The 14,899-nt window shown below is 59.8% G+C and carries 18 protein-coding genes; all 18 read left to right on the plus strand.

Features of this window, described 5'->3' with window-relative positions:
• Positions 1–242: 242 nt before the first annotated feature.
• Positions 243–458 (plus strand): AtpZ/AtpI family protein, encoded by a 216-nt coding sequence (locus tag Q4T40_21185; GenBank protein MDT8903751.1) that lies wholly within the window; start codon positions 243–245, stop codon positions 456–458.
• Positions 459–495: 37 nt separating this feature from the next.
• Positions 496–858 (plus strand): ATP synthase subunit I, encoded by a 363-nt coding sequence (locus tag Q4T40_21190; protein MDT8903752.1) that lies wholly within the window; start codon positions 496–498, stop codon positions 856–858.
• Between the two features lie 24 nt (positions 859–882).
• On the plus strand, positions 883–1,569 hold the full coding sequence (atpB, locus tag Q4T40_21195) for a F0F1 ATP synthase subunit A (protein MDT8903753.1): 687 nt from the start codon (positions 883–885) through the stop codon (positions 1,567–1,569).
• Positions 1,570–1,614: 45 nt separating this feature from the next.
• On the plus strand, positions 1,615–1,866 hold the full coding sequence (atpE, locus tag Q4T40_21200; protein MDT8903754.1) for a F0F1 ATP synthase subunit C: 252 nt from the start codon (positions 1,615–1,617) through the stop codon (positions 1,864–1,866).
• Positions 1,867–1,936: 70 nt separating this feature from the next.
• Positions 1,937–2,437 carry a F0F1 ATP synthase subunit B gene (gene atpF, locus Q4T40_21205; protein MDT8903755.1) on the plus strand — a complete coding sequence of 167 codons (501 nt, stop codon included), beginning with the start codon at positions 1,937–1,939 and terminating at the stop codon, positions 2,435–2,437.
• Entirely contained in the window at positions 2,434–3,000 is a 567-nt protein-coding gene (locus Q4T40_21210; GenBank protein ID MDT8903756.1) for a F0F1 ATP synthase subunit delta, read from the plus strand. The genes atpF and Q4T40_21210 overlap by 4 nt, the downstream gene beginning before the upstream one ends.
• Before the next feature lie 2 nt (positions 3,001–3,002).
• Positions 3,003–4,538 (plus strand): F0F1 ATP synthase subunit alpha, encoded by a 1,536-nt coding sequence (gene atpA / locus Q4T40_21215; protein MDT8903757.1) that lies wholly within the window; start codon positions 3,003–3,005, stop codon positions 4,536–4,538.
• 6 nt (positions 4,539–4,544) lie between these two features.
• Positions 4,545–5,396 carry an ATP synthase F1 subunit gamma gene (atpG, locus tag Q4T40_21220; protein MDT8903758.1) on the plus strand — a complete coding sequence of 284 codons (852 nt, stop codon included), beginning with the start codon at positions 4,545–4,547 and terminating at the stop codon, positions 5,394–5,396.
• Between the two features lie 93 nt (positions 5,397–5,489).
• Positions 5,490–6,899: a F0F1 ATP synthase subunit beta gene (gene atpD, locus Q4T40_21225; GenBank protein MDT8903759.1), complete on the plus strand. Its 1,410-nt coding sequence runs from the start codon at positions 5,490–5,492 to the stop codon at positions 6,897–6,899.
• A gap of 3 nt (positions 6,900–6,902) precedes the next feature.
• The gene (locus tag Q4T40_21230; GenBank protein MDT8903760.1) at positions 6,903–7,322 is read left to right on the plus strand and encodes a F0F1 ATP synthase subunit epsilon; all 420 of its coding nucleotides are present in this window, start codon (positions 6,903–6,905) and stop codon (positions 7,320–7,322) included.
• A gap of 121 nt (positions 7,323–7,443) precedes the next feature.
• Complete coding sequence (locus Q4T40_21235; protein ID MDT8903761.1) at positions 7,444–8,205, plus strand: YwmB family TATA-box binding protein; 762 nt, start codon at positions 7,444–7,446, stop codon at positions 8,203–8,205.
• 24 nt (positions 8,206–8,229) lie between these two features.
• Complete coding sequence (gene murA, locus Q4T40_21240) at positions 8,230–9,486, plus strand: UDP-N-acetylglucosamine 1-carboxyvinyltransferase (GenBank protein ID MDT8903762.1); 1,257 nt, start codon at positions 8,230–8,232, stop codon at positions 9,484–9,486.
• Positions 9,487–9,587: 101 nt separating this feature from the next.
• Complete coding sequence (spoIID, locus tag Q4T40_21245) at positions 9,588–10,580, plus strand: stage II sporulation protein D (protein MDT8903763.1); 993 nt, start codon at positions 9,588–9,590, stop codon at positions 10,578–10,580.
• 175 nt (positions 10,581–10,755) lie between these two features.
• Complete coding sequence (locus tag Q4T40_21250; protein ID MDT8903764.1) at positions 10,756–11,466, plus strand: M23 family metallopeptidase; 711 nt, start codon at positions 10,756–10,758, stop codon at positions 11,464–11,466.
• Between the two features lie 115 nt (positions 11,467–11,581).
• On the plus strand, positions 11,582–11,848 hold the full coding sequence (gene spoIIID, locus Q4T40_21255) for a sporulation transcriptional regulator SpoIIID (GenBank protein MDT8903765.1): 267 nt from the start codon (positions 11,582–11,584) through the stop codon (positions 11,846–11,848).
• Positions 11,849–11,982: 134 nt separating this feature from the next.
• Entirely contained in the window at positions 11,983–13,011 is a 1,029-nt protein-coding gene (locus Q4T40_21260; protein MDT8903766.1) for a rod shape-determining protein, read from the plus strand.
• A gap of 124 nt (positions 13,012–13,135) precedes the next feature.
• On the plus strand, positions 13,136–13,888 hold the full coding sequence (gene flgF, locus Q4T40_21265) for a flagellar basal-body rod protein FlgF (GenBank protein MDT8903767.1): 753 nt from the start codon (positions 13,136–13,138) through the stop codon (positions 13,886–13,888).
• Between the two features lie 221 nt (positions 13,889–14,109).
• Positions 14,110–14,898 carry a flagellar basal-body rod protein FlgG gene (flgG, locus tag Q4T40_21270; GenBank protein ID MDT8903768.1) on the plus strand — a complete coding sequence of 263 codons (789 nt, stop codon included), beginning with the start codon at positions 14,110–14,112 and terminating at the stop codon, positions 14,896–14,898.
• The last annotated feature ends 1 nt before the right edge of the window (position 14,899 follow it).

The following is a 14,899-nucleotide window of genomic DNA, read 5'->3' on the forward strand; positions in this document are numbered from 1 at the left end:
ATTATACAGCGGGTGGAATGCAGATACGAGGGAAAAGAGAAGGATATTAAAGAAAATTAAGAAAATTACCCAATTTTTGCACGAATTTCAAATTTTTTATTCTAAATTTCCGACGTCAGCAGGATTTTACCGGCTACTTGCGGAACAGACATAAGTATTGCTTATAACACCTGTCTTCTTTTGCTCGCATCTAGCGCGGTCGTACCGGGGATAATATCTGCGTAGGAAGCGGGGTGGGGCTGGTGAAACGGGATGACAGGCGCCAGCTTATGGCGGCGTTTGGTATGGTGGGCAATGTCGGCATCGGCATGGTCGCTTCGGCTGCCGTGGGCTTGATCGGCGGCCGCTTCATCGACAACTGGCTGGATTCCAGTCCTTGGGCGACGGTAATCGGCACGCTGCTCGGCCTGATCGCCGGATTATGGTCCGCCTATAAAAGGGTCGCCAGTGATGAATAGCCCCGGATTAGCCGATTCACGGGAAACTCTGGGCCGGGTGGCGAGAAAACTACTGCTGCAGTTGTCGGCGTGGGCCGCAACCGTCGTCGGCGTTCTATATTTTACCGGTCACGGCGACAAAATCGCCGGCTTTCTGGCGGGTACGGCTATCAGCGCTGTTTATGGGCTGCTCGTCTGCTACCGGGTGAGACGCAGCGCTTCGCTGTCGCCGCAAAAAGCGGTGGCCTATATGCGGACAGGCTGGCTGATTCGGCTCGCGTTTATCGTTTTGGCGCTGGCCTGGTCGCTCAAGGTGCCGTCGCTGAATTTCGGCGCCGTGGTGGCGGGCCTGCTGTCATTGCAGATAATAATCTTCGTCAACGGATTCTATCTGGTGGTCAGGCATTCAACAGCCAAGTAATCTACGAAGAAAGGGGTGAAACATATGGGACATGGGGGACACGAAATCGGTTCACATAAAGTAGCCCACTTCTTCGGCTTTGCCTTCAACATGGATACGCTCTACATGACATGGATGGTCATGGCCATCGTTATCGTTCTGGCGATACTTGCCGTCCGCCGTCTCGAAACTGTGCCGCGGGGCATGCAGAACGCCTTCGAAATGGCGATCGAGGCCATCGGCGGTCAGGTCGATGCGACTATCGGGCCCAACAGCAGGAAGGTCGCGCCGCTATTGATCACGCTGTTTGTCTTCCTGCTGACTTCCAACTGGCTGGGCCTGGTGCCGGGCTTCACCTCCCCGACTAACGATCTCAACACTACTCTCGGTCTGGCGCTGATGATCATCGGCTTCGTCCACGTACTGGGAGTAGGCCATCACGGGTTGAGCCATTTCAAGCACTTTATCCAGCCGCATCCTCTGTTCTTGCCGATCAACATCATCGAGGAAATAGCCCGGCCGATAACGCTGTCTTTCCGTCTATTCGGCAATATCATGGCCGGAGAGATTCTGATAATCCTGATCGCCGCGCTGCCGCTATATTACGGCGAGCCGCTGGTCGGCGTGCTCTGGCTGGGCTTCAGCGTGATCGTCGGCCTGATCCAGGCTTTCATCTTTACCATGCTGTCGACATCCTACCTGAGCAACTCGCTCAAGGAAGAGCACCATTAGTCGAGACTAATCCCAAATCAGCCTAAATATAAGGAGGAAACCACTGTGGAACACGCAATCATCGTAGCCGCCTCGGTAATCGCCGCTGCGCTGGCAATCGGACTGGCCGCTTTCGGCGCCGCTATGGGCGACGGGCAGGTAACCGCCAAAGCTATCGAGGGGATGGCCAGACAGCCGGAAGCCAAAGGCACCATTCTGGTCAACATGTTCATCTCCGTCGGCTTGATCGAGTCCATTCCCATTATCGCTGCGGTTATCGCCCTGGTGCTGGTGTTTGCCAATCCGTTCATCAAGTAAATGATTTTGCTGGGCGACGGGAGCATTTTCCCGTCGCCTCCCTTAAGCCTTGCAGAGGAGGGGCAACGACTTGGTTGAGTTGAATGCTACGCTGATAGCGCAAATCATAAATTTTCTGCTCTTGGCCTACATTCTGAAGAAATTTGTCTTTGGGAAGGTTCTCCAGGCGATGAGCGACCGCCAGGCGCGTATCGCCGGCAGTATTGAGTCGGCCGACCGCGAGCGGGCGGCTGCCGAGGAGCTTAAGCGCGAGTACCAGGAACAGCTCGCTCAGGCCCGGACTCAGGCCCAGACAATCGTCGAGAAGGCCACCAAGCTCGCCGAACAGGCGAAAGACGACATTATCAAGGAAGCACGGGCCGAGCACGCCCGTCTCATGAAGGAAGCCCAGGAAGAGATTGCCCGCGAGCGCGAGCGGGCCGTGGCCGAGCTCAGGAATGAGGTCGTGTCCCTGTCCATCGCCGCCGCCGGCAAAATTATCGGGCAGAACCTGGATGCCAACGCTAACGCCAAACTGGTCAGCGATTTCATCAATAATCTCGACGGACAGAAAATAGGTGGTGTCCAATGATCGCCAGCCAACTCGCCCTGAGGTACGCCGAGGCCTTGTACGAGATCGCGGCCGAGAAAGAGGCGCTCGACGGCGTGGAGAAACAGTTGGGCATCGTGGAAGAGACGCTCGTCGAATTCGGCGAACTGGCAACGCTTTTATATCATCCGCAGGTGCCGCTCGCGGCCAAGAAGGAAACGATCACCAAGGTCTTCGGACCGCAGGTTGACGACTATGTTCGCAACTTCCTGCTCCTGCTCGTCGATAAGCGCCGTGAGACGGCGCTCCCGGCGATCATCAGGGAGTACAGGCAGTTGGCCAACAAGGCTCGCAACATCGCCGAAGCCGAAGTGACCACGGCCATGCCGCTGGCGGAGGGCGACAAACAAGCCCTGGCCGCCAAGCTGAGCGCCGTTACCGGCAAAAAGATCGTGCTCAACACCCGCGTCGACGGAAGCATCGTCGGCGGCGTGGTGGTTAAGATCGGCGACAAACTGATCGACGGCAGCGTGGTCCGTCAGCTCGAAACCCTGAAGGCGGCGCTGCTCAAGACCGAAGTGAGTAAGATTGGGGTGACTTACTGAGTATGAAACTGAGGCCTGAAGAAATTACGGCAATCATCAAGCAACAGATAGAGCGCTACCAGGTCGACCTCAACGTAGACGACGTCGGCACGGTCATCGAAGTCGGCGACGGCATCGCCCGCATCCATGGCCTGGAGAAGGCCATGGCCGGCGAGCTCCTCGAGTTTCCGAACAGCGTCTACGGCATGGTTCTCAATCTTGAGGAAGACAATGTCGGCGCCGTTCTTCTGGGTGGCGAGCTGCTGATAAAAGAAGGCGACACCGTGCGCCGCACCGGCCGCATCATGCAGGTGCCGGTCGGCGACGCGATGGTCGGCCGGGTCGTCAACGCCATCGGCCAGCCGATCGACGGCAAAGGTCCGATCGACACCAAGGAGTTCCGGCCGGTCGAGTACCGCGCTCCCGGCATTGCCGACCGCCAGTCGGTCAAGGAGCCTCTCCAGACGGGTATCAAGGCCATCGACGCCATGATCCCCATCGGCCGCGGCCAGCGCGAACTTATCATCGGCGACCGCGGCACCGGCAAGACGGCCATCGCCATCGACACGATCATCAATCAGAAAGGCCACGGCGTTATTTGCATCTATGTGGCCATCGGCCAGAAAGCGTCCACCGTCGCCCGCGTCGTTCATACCCTTGAGGAAGCCGGCGCGATGGAATATACCATCGTCGTCGCCGCCACCGCTTCCGACAGCGCGCCCCTGCAGTATCTCGCGCCTTACGCCGGGGTTACGATGGGCGAACATTTCATGTACAAAGGCGGCGCCGTGCTGTGCGTCTACGACGACCTCTCCAAGCACGCCACCGCTTACCGCGCCATGTCGCTGCTGCTTCGCCGCCCGCCGGGCCGCGAGGCTTATCCGGGCGACGTGTTCTACCTACACTCCCGTCTGCTGGAACGGGCCGCCAAGCTGTCCGATGAACTGGGGGGCGGCTCGATCACCGCGCTGCCGGTCATTGAGACGCTGGCCGGCGACGTTTCCGCCTATATTCCCACCAACGTTATTTCGATCACCGACGGCCAGATATTCCTGGAGAGCGAGCTGTTCTACTCCGGCACTCGTCCGGCCATCAACGCCGGTATTTCCGTGTCTCGCGTCGGCGGCTCCGCCCAGATCAAGGCCATGAAGCAGGTCGCCGGCCGTCTGCGCCTCGACCTCGCCCAGTACCGCGAAATGGCGGCCTTCGCCCAGTTCGGCTCCGACCTCGATAAAGCGACCAAGGCGCTCCTCGACCGCGGCCAGCGGATGACCGAGATCCTCAAACAGCCGCAGTACGAGCCGGTACCGGTGGAAGAGCAGGTCCTGACGATCTATGCCGGCGTAAACGGCTACCTGGACAGCATCCCCATCGACCAGGTCGTCCATTTCGAGCAGGATTTCATCAAATTCATGAAGGCTAATTACGCCGAGATCGGCAAAACCATCCGCGAGAAAAAGGTCATCGACAAAGAGACCGAAGCCGCGCTCAAGGAAGCCCTCAAAGAGTTCAAAGACACTTTCGCGGCTTACGATAAGACCGGCGCGCAAGCGGGGTGATAACTGATGGCCAGTACTCGGGACATACGGCGCCGCATTAAGAGCGTCAAAAACATCCAGCAGATCACCAAAGCCATGAAGATGGTGGCAGCGGCCAGGCTGCGCCGGGCCCAGGAACGGGCCAACTCCAGCCGCCCCTACACCGACAAGATCCGTGAGATTCTCGCCGGCGTGGCGAGCGGAGCCAAGGAATCCGGGCATCCGCTCCTGGCGGTGCGGGAGGTCAAGCGTACGGCCTACCTCATTATCGGGGCCGACAAGGGTCTGGCGGGGGCGTACACCTCCAATCTCCTGCGCGAGGTGCTGCCCAACGTCAGCGGCCGGGACGACGTCCATCTGCTAACCGCCGGCCGCAAGGTGCGGGATTACTTCCGGCGCAGGGGCTATACCATCGATCAGCAGTATACCGGATTTTCCGAGAAGCCGACCTATGACATAGCCGTCAGTATGGCCCGCGACGTGGCTTCGGCCTACGAGCGCGGCGAATACGACGAGGTCTATCTGGTCTACACCCGCTTCTTCTCGCCCATCAACCATAAGCCGACCACCGTGAAACTGCTGCCAGTCGACACCGATACGGCGCACGGGGAAGAACAGCCGCGCGAGTACATCTTTGAGCCGTCGGCGGAAGAAGTGCTGGGGCTGCTGTTGCCGAAGTACCTGGAAACGGTCGTTTTCGGCGCCCTTCTCCAGTCGGCGGCCAGCGAACTGGGGGCCAGGATGACGGCCATGGGTTCGGCCACCGACAACGCCCAGGAGCTTATATCCAAGCTGGTTCTCAACTACAACAAGATTCGCCAGGCGAACATCACCCGCGAGATTTCCGAGATCGTGGGCGGCGCCGAGGCCCTCAAATAGTAAAACGCCGCTGCCGAATGAGGCCGGGACGCCGGACGCCCGAAGGGCGCGACGCGGACGGGCCGCACGCGGCAACGAGCAGGAGGGGACAGAATGAACACTGGTAGAGTAATTCAAGTCATCGGGCCTGTCGTTGACGTCGAATTTCCCCCGGAGCACCTGCCTCCGATTTATAACGCCGTCAAAATCGACGAGCAGGTCGGCGAAGTAAGAGTAAAACTGACGGTGGAAGTCATGCAGCACCTCGGCGACAACGTCGTCCGTTGCGTGGCCATGTCGTCCACCGACGGCCTGACCCGCGGCATGAAGGCCGAGGATACCGGCTCGCCGATCAAGGTTCCCGTAGGCAAGGGCACGCTGGGCAGGGTATTCAACGTGCTGGGCGAAACGGTCGACAACGACGACCGCCCGGTCGAAGCCGACGATTATTGGCCCATCCACCGTCCGGCTCCGTCCTTCGAGGACCAGGAGACGGCGACCACCATCCTTGAGACGGGGATCAAGGTCGTCGACCTCATCGCCCCCTACGCCAAAGGCGGCAAGATCGGCCTGTTCGGCGGCGCGGGCGTCGGCAAGACGGTTATCATCATGGAGCTTATCCGCAACATCGCCACCGAGCACGGCGGCTTCTCGGTCTTCTCGGGCGTTGGCGAGCGCACCCGCGAAGGCAACGACCTGTGGACGGAGATGAAGGAGTCCGGGGTTATCGACAAAACCGCTCTGGTTTACGGCCAGATGAACGAGCCGCCCGGAGCGAGGATGCGCGTCGGCCTCACCGGCCTGACGGTGGCCGAATACTTCCGCGATAAGGGCGGCCAGGACGTGCTGCTGTTCATCGACAACATCTTCCGCTTCATCCAGGCCGGCTCGGAGGTTTCGGCCCTCCTCGGCCGCATGCCGTCCGCAGTCGGTTACCAGCCCACGCTGAACACCGACGTCGGCGCCCTGCAGGAACGCATCACTTCGACCAAAAAAGGCTCGATCACATCGGTGCAGGCCGTGTACGTGCCGGCCGACGACCTTACCGACCCGGCGCCGGCGGCGACCTTCGCCCATCTCGACGCCACCACCGTTCTCTCGCGTCAGATTTCCGAGCTGGGCATCTATCCGGCGGTCGATCCTCTCGACTCAACCTCGAGGATTCTCGACCCCCACGTAATCGGCCAGGAGCACTACGAAGTGGCCCGCGGCGTGCAGGAAGTGCTGCAGCGCTACAAGGAGCTGCAGGACATCATCGCCATCCTCGGCATGGAGGAGCTCTCCGACGACGACAAGCTCACCGTGTCCCGGGCCCGCAAGATCCAGCGCTTCCTGAGCCAGCCCTTCTTCGTGGCCGAAGCGTTCACCGGCACGCCGGGCAAATACGTGCCCCTCAAGGAGACTATCCGCGGCTTCAAGGAAATCCTCGCCGGCAAGCACGACGATCTGCCTGAGCAAGCCTTCTTTATGTGTGGCCCAATCGAAGATGTGGTGGAAAAGGCGCGCCAGATCAAGGGGGAATAAGCTGTGGCCAATACCATCCGGCTTGATATCGTCACCCCTGAACGCATCGTCTATTCCGACGACGTCAATATGGTGATCGCCCGGGCCACCGACGGCGATATCGGCATCCTGCCCGGACATGCCCCGCTGGTGGCCGGCATGGACATCTGGCCGCTCCGGGTTATCAAGGACGAGGGTGAGCGCCAGATATCCGTGTGTGGCGGGTTTATCGAGGTCCGGCCCGACAAGGTTACTGTCCTGGCGTCCTGTGCCGAGCTGCCCGACGAGATCGACGTCAAGCGGGCCGAAGCTGCACGCGCCAGAGCCGAAGGCCGCATCAAGGACGCCACCCCCAATGTCGACATGGCCAGGGCCGAAGCCGCCCTGCGACGGGCGATAATTCGCCTGCGGGTGGCCGAAGGCGGCAAAACACGGGATATTTGAGCATAACGCAAGGCCGGGGATAACCTCCCCGGCTTTTTGTATTCTAAGCAGCGCCAATAATTACATGCATAGCTCCCCTAAAAACTGGCAAGAATAAGCTTAGAGAAGGATGGGGAGTAGTATGCGCAGAAGTATTTGCTATGCGTTGATGGCCGGCTTCCTTTTTTTGTCGCTGTTCGTCTGGGTCCAAGCGGGCGACGCTGTCCACGCCACGCGGGTCGGGTTACTCAGCGAGGCCATGGAAGCCACCGGGGCGGTGACGGAAACCGTCGCTTTCAACGCTTGGTCGGAGTTGCCTGATGCCGAGCTGAGCGATGACGAACTAAAGCGCGTTGTCCGGGCGTCGATGGCGAAGCTGGGTTACGCTAAGGGACAATACGACCTAAAGCTGACCCGCAGCGAGCGCCATCGCCTCGTCAGGGCGGAGGCATCCGGCTCCGGCCGTCGTATCGCCGTCATTGCCCAAATCGTCTATCCTGTCTGGGACAGGAAAAGACCCGAGGCGTACCTGGTGGTCAACACCGAGTCTCAGGCTGCGGAGGCCGACATCTCCCTGCTTCGCAGCCGGGTAGCCGACGCCGGAGCCTGCGGCGGAGGCAGCGCGCGGATATCCACTTGCCTGGTGGGCTGGCTTGATGGTAAACTAGATAAGGAAAAGTGGCCAGAAAAACTACATGCGGCCGGACAAGTCCTCGGCGCAACGGACGCCGAACTGACCGTCCAGCCGGGATACGCCGGCATGACGGGGTTTTCCCCCGAGCTGCCGGAAAGCATCGTCGTAGGCGACAAGCGGATCAACATTAATCTTGCCATCCGCTACAGCCCTTACGACAACCGCACCTATGTAGTCATCGCCTCGCCGGTGATAACCGGCGAATATTAGCAGCAAGCGGTGGGAGGAAAGTAAGTGGAAAGACTGATAGTCAGCGGGGGGAAAAGACTGTCCGGCAGCGTTAAGATCAGTGGCGCCAAGAACGCCGTGTTGCCGATAATCGCGGCCTCGCTACTGGGGACGACGACCAGCAGGCTGGAGGAGATACCCGCCCTCGAGGACGTTGGGACGATCAGCGAGGTGCTGGGGCATCTCGGCGTAGCCGTCTCGAAAGAAGAGGAAGGAACGCTGATCGTTGACAGCGCCGGCCTCTCCTGCTGCGAAGCGCCCTACGAGCTTGTCCGCAAAATGCGGGCATCCTTCCTCGTAATGGGTCCTCTCCTCGCCAGAGCCGGTCAGGCGCGCATTTCCCTGCCGGGCGGCTGCGCTATCGGCACCAGGCCGATCGATCTTCACCTCAAGGGATTCGAGGCTCTGGGGGCGGAAATCGTCCTCGGTCACGGTTATATCGAAGCCCGGACGAAGCAGCGGCTGAAAGGGGCGCGGATCTATCTCGACTTTCCCAGCGTCGGCGCTACCGAGAACATCATGATGGCCGCTTCTCTGGCCGAAGGGCAGACAATCCTCGAAAATCCCGCCGAAGAGCCGGAAATCGTCGACCTGGCCAACTACCTCAACACCATGGGAGCGAGGATCCGCGGCGCGGGGACCAATGTCATCCGCATCGAGGGGGTCAAAGAACTAAAAGGCACCACCCATGCCGTTATCCCTGACCGGATCGAAGCCGGCACCTACATGGTGGCAGCGGCGATCACCGGCGGCGACGTCTGGTTGGAGAGCGCCCTGTCCGAGCATCTCAAGCCGGTCACCGCCAAGCTTAAGGAAGCGGGCGTGACGATCGAAGAAAAGATCGACGGGGTGATGGTCCGCGGCACGGCATCGGTCAAGGCGGTGGACGTCAAAACTCTCCCCTATCCCGGATTCCCCACCGACATGCAGTCTCAGTTTATGACACTGATGACGGTGGCCAACGGCACGAGCGTAATCACCGAGACGGTGTTCGAGAACCGCTTCATGCATGTGGACGAACTCAAGCGCATGGGGGCGAGCATTAAGATCGAAGGCCGCAGCGCGATTGTGGAGGGGGTGCCCAAACTGACCGGCTGCCCGGTCAAGGCGACCGACCTCAGGGCCGGCGCGGCGCTGGTGCTGGCGGGCCTGGTGGCTGACGGCAAAACCGAGATAAGCTGCATTCATCATATTGATCGCGGTTATGAGGATATTGTCGGCAAACTGACCAACCTGGGCGCGGATATCGTCCGGGTGGGATAAATGGAAGTAATAAGGGGCGGCCGGAGGGCCGCTCCTTTAGCTTGTCATATAATGCTAACCCCTCGCATATGATTGGACACATAAGTGCGGGAGGGGCGGGCGTGAAAAAGGTGTTGGCGCTGACCGTAGTGCTTGTCATCGTCGTTGTCATCGTGATCCCCGCCGTGGTGCTCTATGGTTTGGGCGGTCCTGCGGGAACGCGGTCGACGGGCATCAGGAAAGGCGAGGACATCCCGATCAGGGTTTATCTTCACGACCAGGACCGGATCGTGGAAATGAGCCTGGAAGAGTATGTAAAAGGCATGGTGGCGGCCGAGATGCCGGCCGAGTTCGAGCTTGAGGCCCTTAAGGCCCAGGCGGTGGCGGGCAGAACGTATGCAGTCAAACAGATGGCGCTGTTTGGCGGCGGCGGGTTGGCGAACCGGCCGGGAGCCGACGTTAGCACGAATCCTGCCGAAAGCCAGGCGTGGATGAGCACTCTCCAACTGCGCGACAGATGGGGTCCGTTTGCATTTGACCGCTACTGGGCCAAAATCGGCCGGGCGGTCGAGGAAACGCGAGGACTGATCGCGACCTATAACAGCGAGCCAATCAACGCCGTCTTTCATTCCACCAGCGGCGAGCGTACGGCTTCCGCACAAGAGGTGTGGGGATTTGACTATCCCTATCTCAGAAGCGTGGTCTGCACCTGGGACAAAAAGTCGCCCCGCTACAGCGACAGCCGGGAATACAGCTTAGTCGAACTCGAGCAGCGCCTCGGCTCGGATGCCGGGGTTGTGGCGGCCGCCCAGGGCGGCGGCGGATCGGTTGCCCAGATTATCGACCGGACCGAGTCCGGCCGGGTATCAAAGGCCAGGGTGGGCAGCAAAACATTCTCCGGTCTCGACCTCCGCAAGAAGCTCGAGCTGCGTTCGGCCAATTTCACCATGGAATCCAAGGACGGCAAGGTGGTATTCAAGACCACCGGCTACGGCCACGGCGTGGGCATGTGCCAATACGGCGCGAACGGCATGGCCAAGGAAGGCAGGAGCTTTCGCGACATCCTGACCTATTACTACACCGGCGTCAAGATCGCCAGCATCCACGAATCGTAAATGCAGCGAGCAGTCTGTATAGGCCATTCAGACCCCCCGGATACGAGGCGGCCCGGGCATGCGAGCGAGGCGTACTTGAGATGTACGGCGAGCGAGCACGCGCAGGGCCGAGAAAGTAGACGGGGGGTTACCAATGGCTGAAAAAGGGAATAATGGGATTGTGAGGTGATTTACAATGCCCATTAAACCCTGGCCGGAAGATCTTTTTGCAGAATTAAAGCGGCTTGGTGAGCGGCGGACATGGACGGCGGCGCGTCCGGTGTACGTCGCTACCGGACTGGTCATCATGGCCTCCATACTCATGCTGGTTGTGGTCAGCGGCGTCAGGCAGCCGGCCGTGCCGGTCCCCACAGCCCCGCAAATCAGCCGGGAGGCGCCCTCGGCGACGGCGGTACGCCAGTTGAAGCCTGCGGGAGGCGCGGCGGAGGTGCAGGCGGCTGACCCTCAACAGGTTAAGCAGGCAGTGGAGCGGAGCTCCGGACCGCTCACGCCCGGCAACAAGCCCCATAGACCTGTTGCCGGGGCGGTGACGGTGGGCTTCGGCTGGCAGCTTCACCCTTCGTATGGCGACTGGCGCTACCATCCTGGCGTCGATATCGCCGCGCCGGCCGGCGGCGGCGTAAAGGCGATGCTGGGCGGCCGGGTAACGGAGATTTATAAGGACAGGCAGTACGGCCTGTCCGTGACGGTGGCCGGCGGCGGTTACACCGTCCATTACGGATCGCTGGCTTCCGTCGCCGTCGCCAAAGATCAGCAGCTTTTTGCCGGTACTTCCATAGGCAGCGTCGGTGAGGCGCCCCACGAGCGCTTTCCTCATCTCCACCTGGCGGTAAAAAACGGCGATAACTATGTCGATCCTCAGGAAATATTGGTAAAATGCGAATAGCCTTTTTCCGCCCGCCTGCCCCGTCAGCGGCCGAAAATGCGTGACATGTCACGCATTTTTTTATTTTGTCCGCATATACATGGTAGCAAACGGAGGGCGAGGGGGAAATTGGGATATGAAGGACTATATCCGCAAGCGGGTGCTGGACATCTGTAATCACATACTCGATAGCAAGCATACGGTAAGACAGACGGCAACCGTTTTCGGGGTGAGCAAAAGCACCGTACATAAAGATATGATAGAGCGACTGCCCACCATCAACAAGCGCCTGGCGAACAAGGTGCGCCACATACTGGAGATCAACAAGGCCGAACGCCACATTCGCGGCGGCGAGGCGACCAGGAAGAAGTATAAAGATGGCAAAGAAAATAGTGAGAAATAAAAGGAATTACTGTCATAAGATAGAACTATTAGTTATTATTTATTGCAAAGAGTAACACTGTTCGAGTTAGCTCTTTTTTTTGGCCGCGGAGGGACAAGCTTCAGGAGATTGCAGTAGCGGAAAGGAGTTTCGGAATGTTCGGAATGTCGATGGATATCGGAGTGGACTTGGGAACGGCTACCGTACTCGTATATATAAAGGGCAAGGGAATCGTGCTGCGCGAGCCGTCGGTCGTGGCAATCGACCGCGATACCAACCGCATCATCGCGATAGGGGAGGAAGCCCGCCGGATGCTGGGGAGGACGCCGGGCAACATCGTGGCCATCCGTCCTTTGCGGGAAGGCGTCATTGCCGATTACGACACCACGGAAAGCATGTTGAGGCATTTCATCGAGAAGGTTGCCGGCAGGAGCATGTTCTTCAAGCCGCGCATCATGGTGTGCGTGCCATCCGGCGTCACAACGGTGGAGAAAAGGGCGGTGCTGGAGGCGGCCATGCAGGCGGGGGCCCGCAAGACGTATCTGATCGAAGAACCGCTGGCGGCGGCACTCGGCGCCGGCCTGGTCATATCCGAACCGTGCGGCTCGATGGTCGTCGATATCGGCGGCGGCACTACCGACGTTGCGGTGCTAAGCCTCGGCGGCATCGTCGTCAGCGAGTCGCTCAGGGTCGGCGGCGACAAATTTGACGAAGCGCTGGTGCGCTATATCAAGAAGGAATACAATATCATGATCGGCGAACGTACCGCTGAGGAGATCAAGGTCAACGTCGGCACGGCATTCCCGTCCGGCCGCAACGAATCGATGGAAATCCGCGGCCGCGACCTGGTGTCCGGTCTGCCGAAAACGATGCGGATCGGCTCCACCGAGACCCGTGAGGCGCTGGCGGAACCCATCTCCCTCATAATCGAGTGTGTCAAGACGGTGCTGGAAAAAACGCCGCCTGAACTGGCGGCCGACATCGTCGACCGCGGCATCGTTATGACCGGCGGCGGCTCGTTGCTTCACGGGCTGGACAGGCTCATCAGCCAGGAGACAGGTATACCGACCTATCTGGCCGACGACCCGCTGTCTTGCGTGGCGCTGGGTACGGGCAAGGCGCTGGAGTCTCTCGAAACCATTCAGGATTCGCTTACGACAATCAAAAAAGGCAGCATTGCCTGATATCGGCCGTCCGGGGGATCAATCCCCGGACGGCTGCTTTTCTCTGTTTTTTCCACAACTTTCCTGGCTGAAAGTGCTTAAGAAATCGCCCGATTCACCGATAAATAGAATAGGAGGTGAATGGATGATACGGGGAATTTATGTCGCCGGGTCGGGAATGATGACCGAGGCGACGAGGACCGACGTTATTGCCAACAACCTCGCCAACGCAAGCACGGCGGGCTATCGCAAAGATGTCGCCATCGGCAAGGATTTCCGCAGCATGCTCATCCGGCGGATCAATGACGGGCCGAACAGCCCGCTTATCGGCAGTATGGGGGTCGGCTCGGTGATCGACGAGGTCGCCACCATCCACGAGCAGGGGGGCATAAGACCGACCGGCAATAAGTTTGATCTGGCCATCGAAGGCCGTGGCTTTTTCGCGGTCGAGACTCCCGCCGGGGTGCGCTACACCCGCAACGGCGGCTTCACCCGCAGCGCCCAGGGCGAGCTGGTGACCGTGGACGGGTATCGGGTGCTGGGTCAGGGCGGAGCCATCCAGCTGGGCGATCCCGAAAGCCAGGTGTATATCGCCGACGACGGGCGGGTGATGGTGGACGACGCCGAAGCCGACACGCTGCGAATTGCCGACTTCGCCGACGTTAAGCGGCTGGTCAAGGAGGGCGCCAACCTGTTCGCCGCAGCGCCGGGCCAACAGGAAGAGCCGGTGGCGGGCATTACGGTGCGCGCGGGCTATCTTGAGCACTCCAACGTTAACGTAGTCGCCGAGATGGTCAACCTCATCGCTGGCTACAGGGCGTACGAGATCAACGGCAAAGCCGTTCAGGCCCATGATTCGCTGCTGGATAAAGCCGTTAATGATGTAGGAAGAGTGTAATATGAAGAGATGAAGTCGTTCAGAAGCGAGTATCGCTAAGCGGCGCGGGACCGACACCGGAAATGTACGCGATACGTACGTTGAGGGCGGGCGATGCGGCGACAACGTGAGACGAAGCTTAACAACGACCGGAGCAAATGGGGCTGGACTTTCAAGAGGCCCCGGGGGTCGCCGACCGACTGAGGCGGCCTGAAATCGGAAAACCGGGAGGTAAAATCTATATGATGCGAGCGTTATGGACGGCCGGCACGGGCATGGTAGCCCAGCAGGCCAATATTGACGTTATTTCCAACAACCTGGCGAACGTCAATACCACCGGCTTCAAGAAAAGCCGCACCGATTTCCAGGACCTGATGTACCAGACTATCCGCCAGGCGGGGGCTGCGACCGGTCCCGACACACAGCTGCCGACAGGCATCCAGGTCGGCAGCGGCGTCCGCCAGGTGGCGACGCAGAAAATCTATACCATGGGTAACTTTCAGAACACCGGCAATCAGCTGGATGTCGCCATCGAAGGCGACGGCTTCTTCAGGATAACGATGCCTGACGGTACGATCAATTACACCAGGGACGGCGCCTTCAAGATGGACAGCGCCGGCAGGGTGGTAACCTCCGAAGGCTACCCGCTCGAACCGCTTATTACAATCCCCGAGGGCACCACCGAAATCACGATTTCCTCCGACGGCCGTGTGTCGGCCAAGATCCCCAATCAGACCAACGCCCAGGACCTCGGCCAGATCCAGCTCTCCCGCTTCATCAATCCCGCCGGCCTGGAGAGCGTCGGCCGCAACCTGCTCAAGGAAACGGCGGCCTCCGGGGCGCCGGTCGACAACATCCCGGGGGCGGAAGGCGCCGGCACACTGGTGCAGAAATACCTCGAAATGTCCAATGTTCAGGTTGTCGAAGAGATGGTCAACATGATCGTCGCCGAACGGGCGTACCAGATGAACTCCAAGGCGATCACGACATGCGACTCGATGCTTGAAGTGGCTGCCGGCCTCAAGCGCTAGG

The organism is Selenomonadales bacterium 4137-cl, from assembly GCA_032334055.1.
Taxonomy (GTDB): Bacteria; Bacillota; Negativicutes; order Sporomusales; family UBA7701; genus Anaeroselena; species Anaeroselena agilis.

Coding starts and splice junctions, on each gene's coding strand:
- Q4T40_21250 (MDT8903764.1), top strand. CDS start 10,756: ATGCCCATTAAACCCTGGCCGGAAGATCTTTTTGCAGAATTAAAGCGG.
- atpG (MDT8903758.1), top strand. CDS start 4,545: ATGGCCAGTACTCGGGACATACGGCGCCGCATTAAGAGCGTCAAAAAC.
- Q4T40_21260 (MDT8903766.1), top strand. CDS start 11,983: ATGTTCGGAATGTCGATGGATATCGGAGTGGACTTGGGAACGGCTACC.
- spoIIID (MDT8903765.1), top strand. CDS start 11,582: ATGAAGGACTATATCCGCAAGCGGGTGCTGGACATCTGTAATCACATA.
- atpA (MDT8903757.1), top strand. CDS start 3,003: ATGAAACTGAGGCCTGAAGAAATTACGGCAATCATCAAGCAACAGATA.
- Q4T40_21210 (MDT8903756.1), top strand. CDS start 2,434: ATGATCGCCAGCCAACTCGCCCTGAGGTACGCCGAGGCCTTGTACGAG.
- atpB (MDT8903753.1), top strand. CDS start 883: ATGGGACATGGGGGACACGAAATCGGTTCACATAAAGTAGCCCACTTC.
- flgG (MDT8903768.1), top strand. CDS start 14,110: ATGATGCGAGCGTTATGGACGGCCGGCACGGGCATGGTAGCCCAGCAG.
- Q4T40_21235 (MDT8903761.1), top strand. CDS start 7,444: ATGCGCAGAAGTATTTGCTATGCGTTGATGGCCGGCTTCCTTTTTTTG.
- flgF (MDT8903767.1), top strand. CDS start 13,136: ATGATACGGGGAATTTATGTCGCCGGGTCGGGAATGATGACCGAGGCG.
- atpD (MDT8903759.1), top strand. CDS start 5,490: ATGAACACTGGTAGAGTAATTCAAGTCATCGGGCCTGTCGTTGACGTC.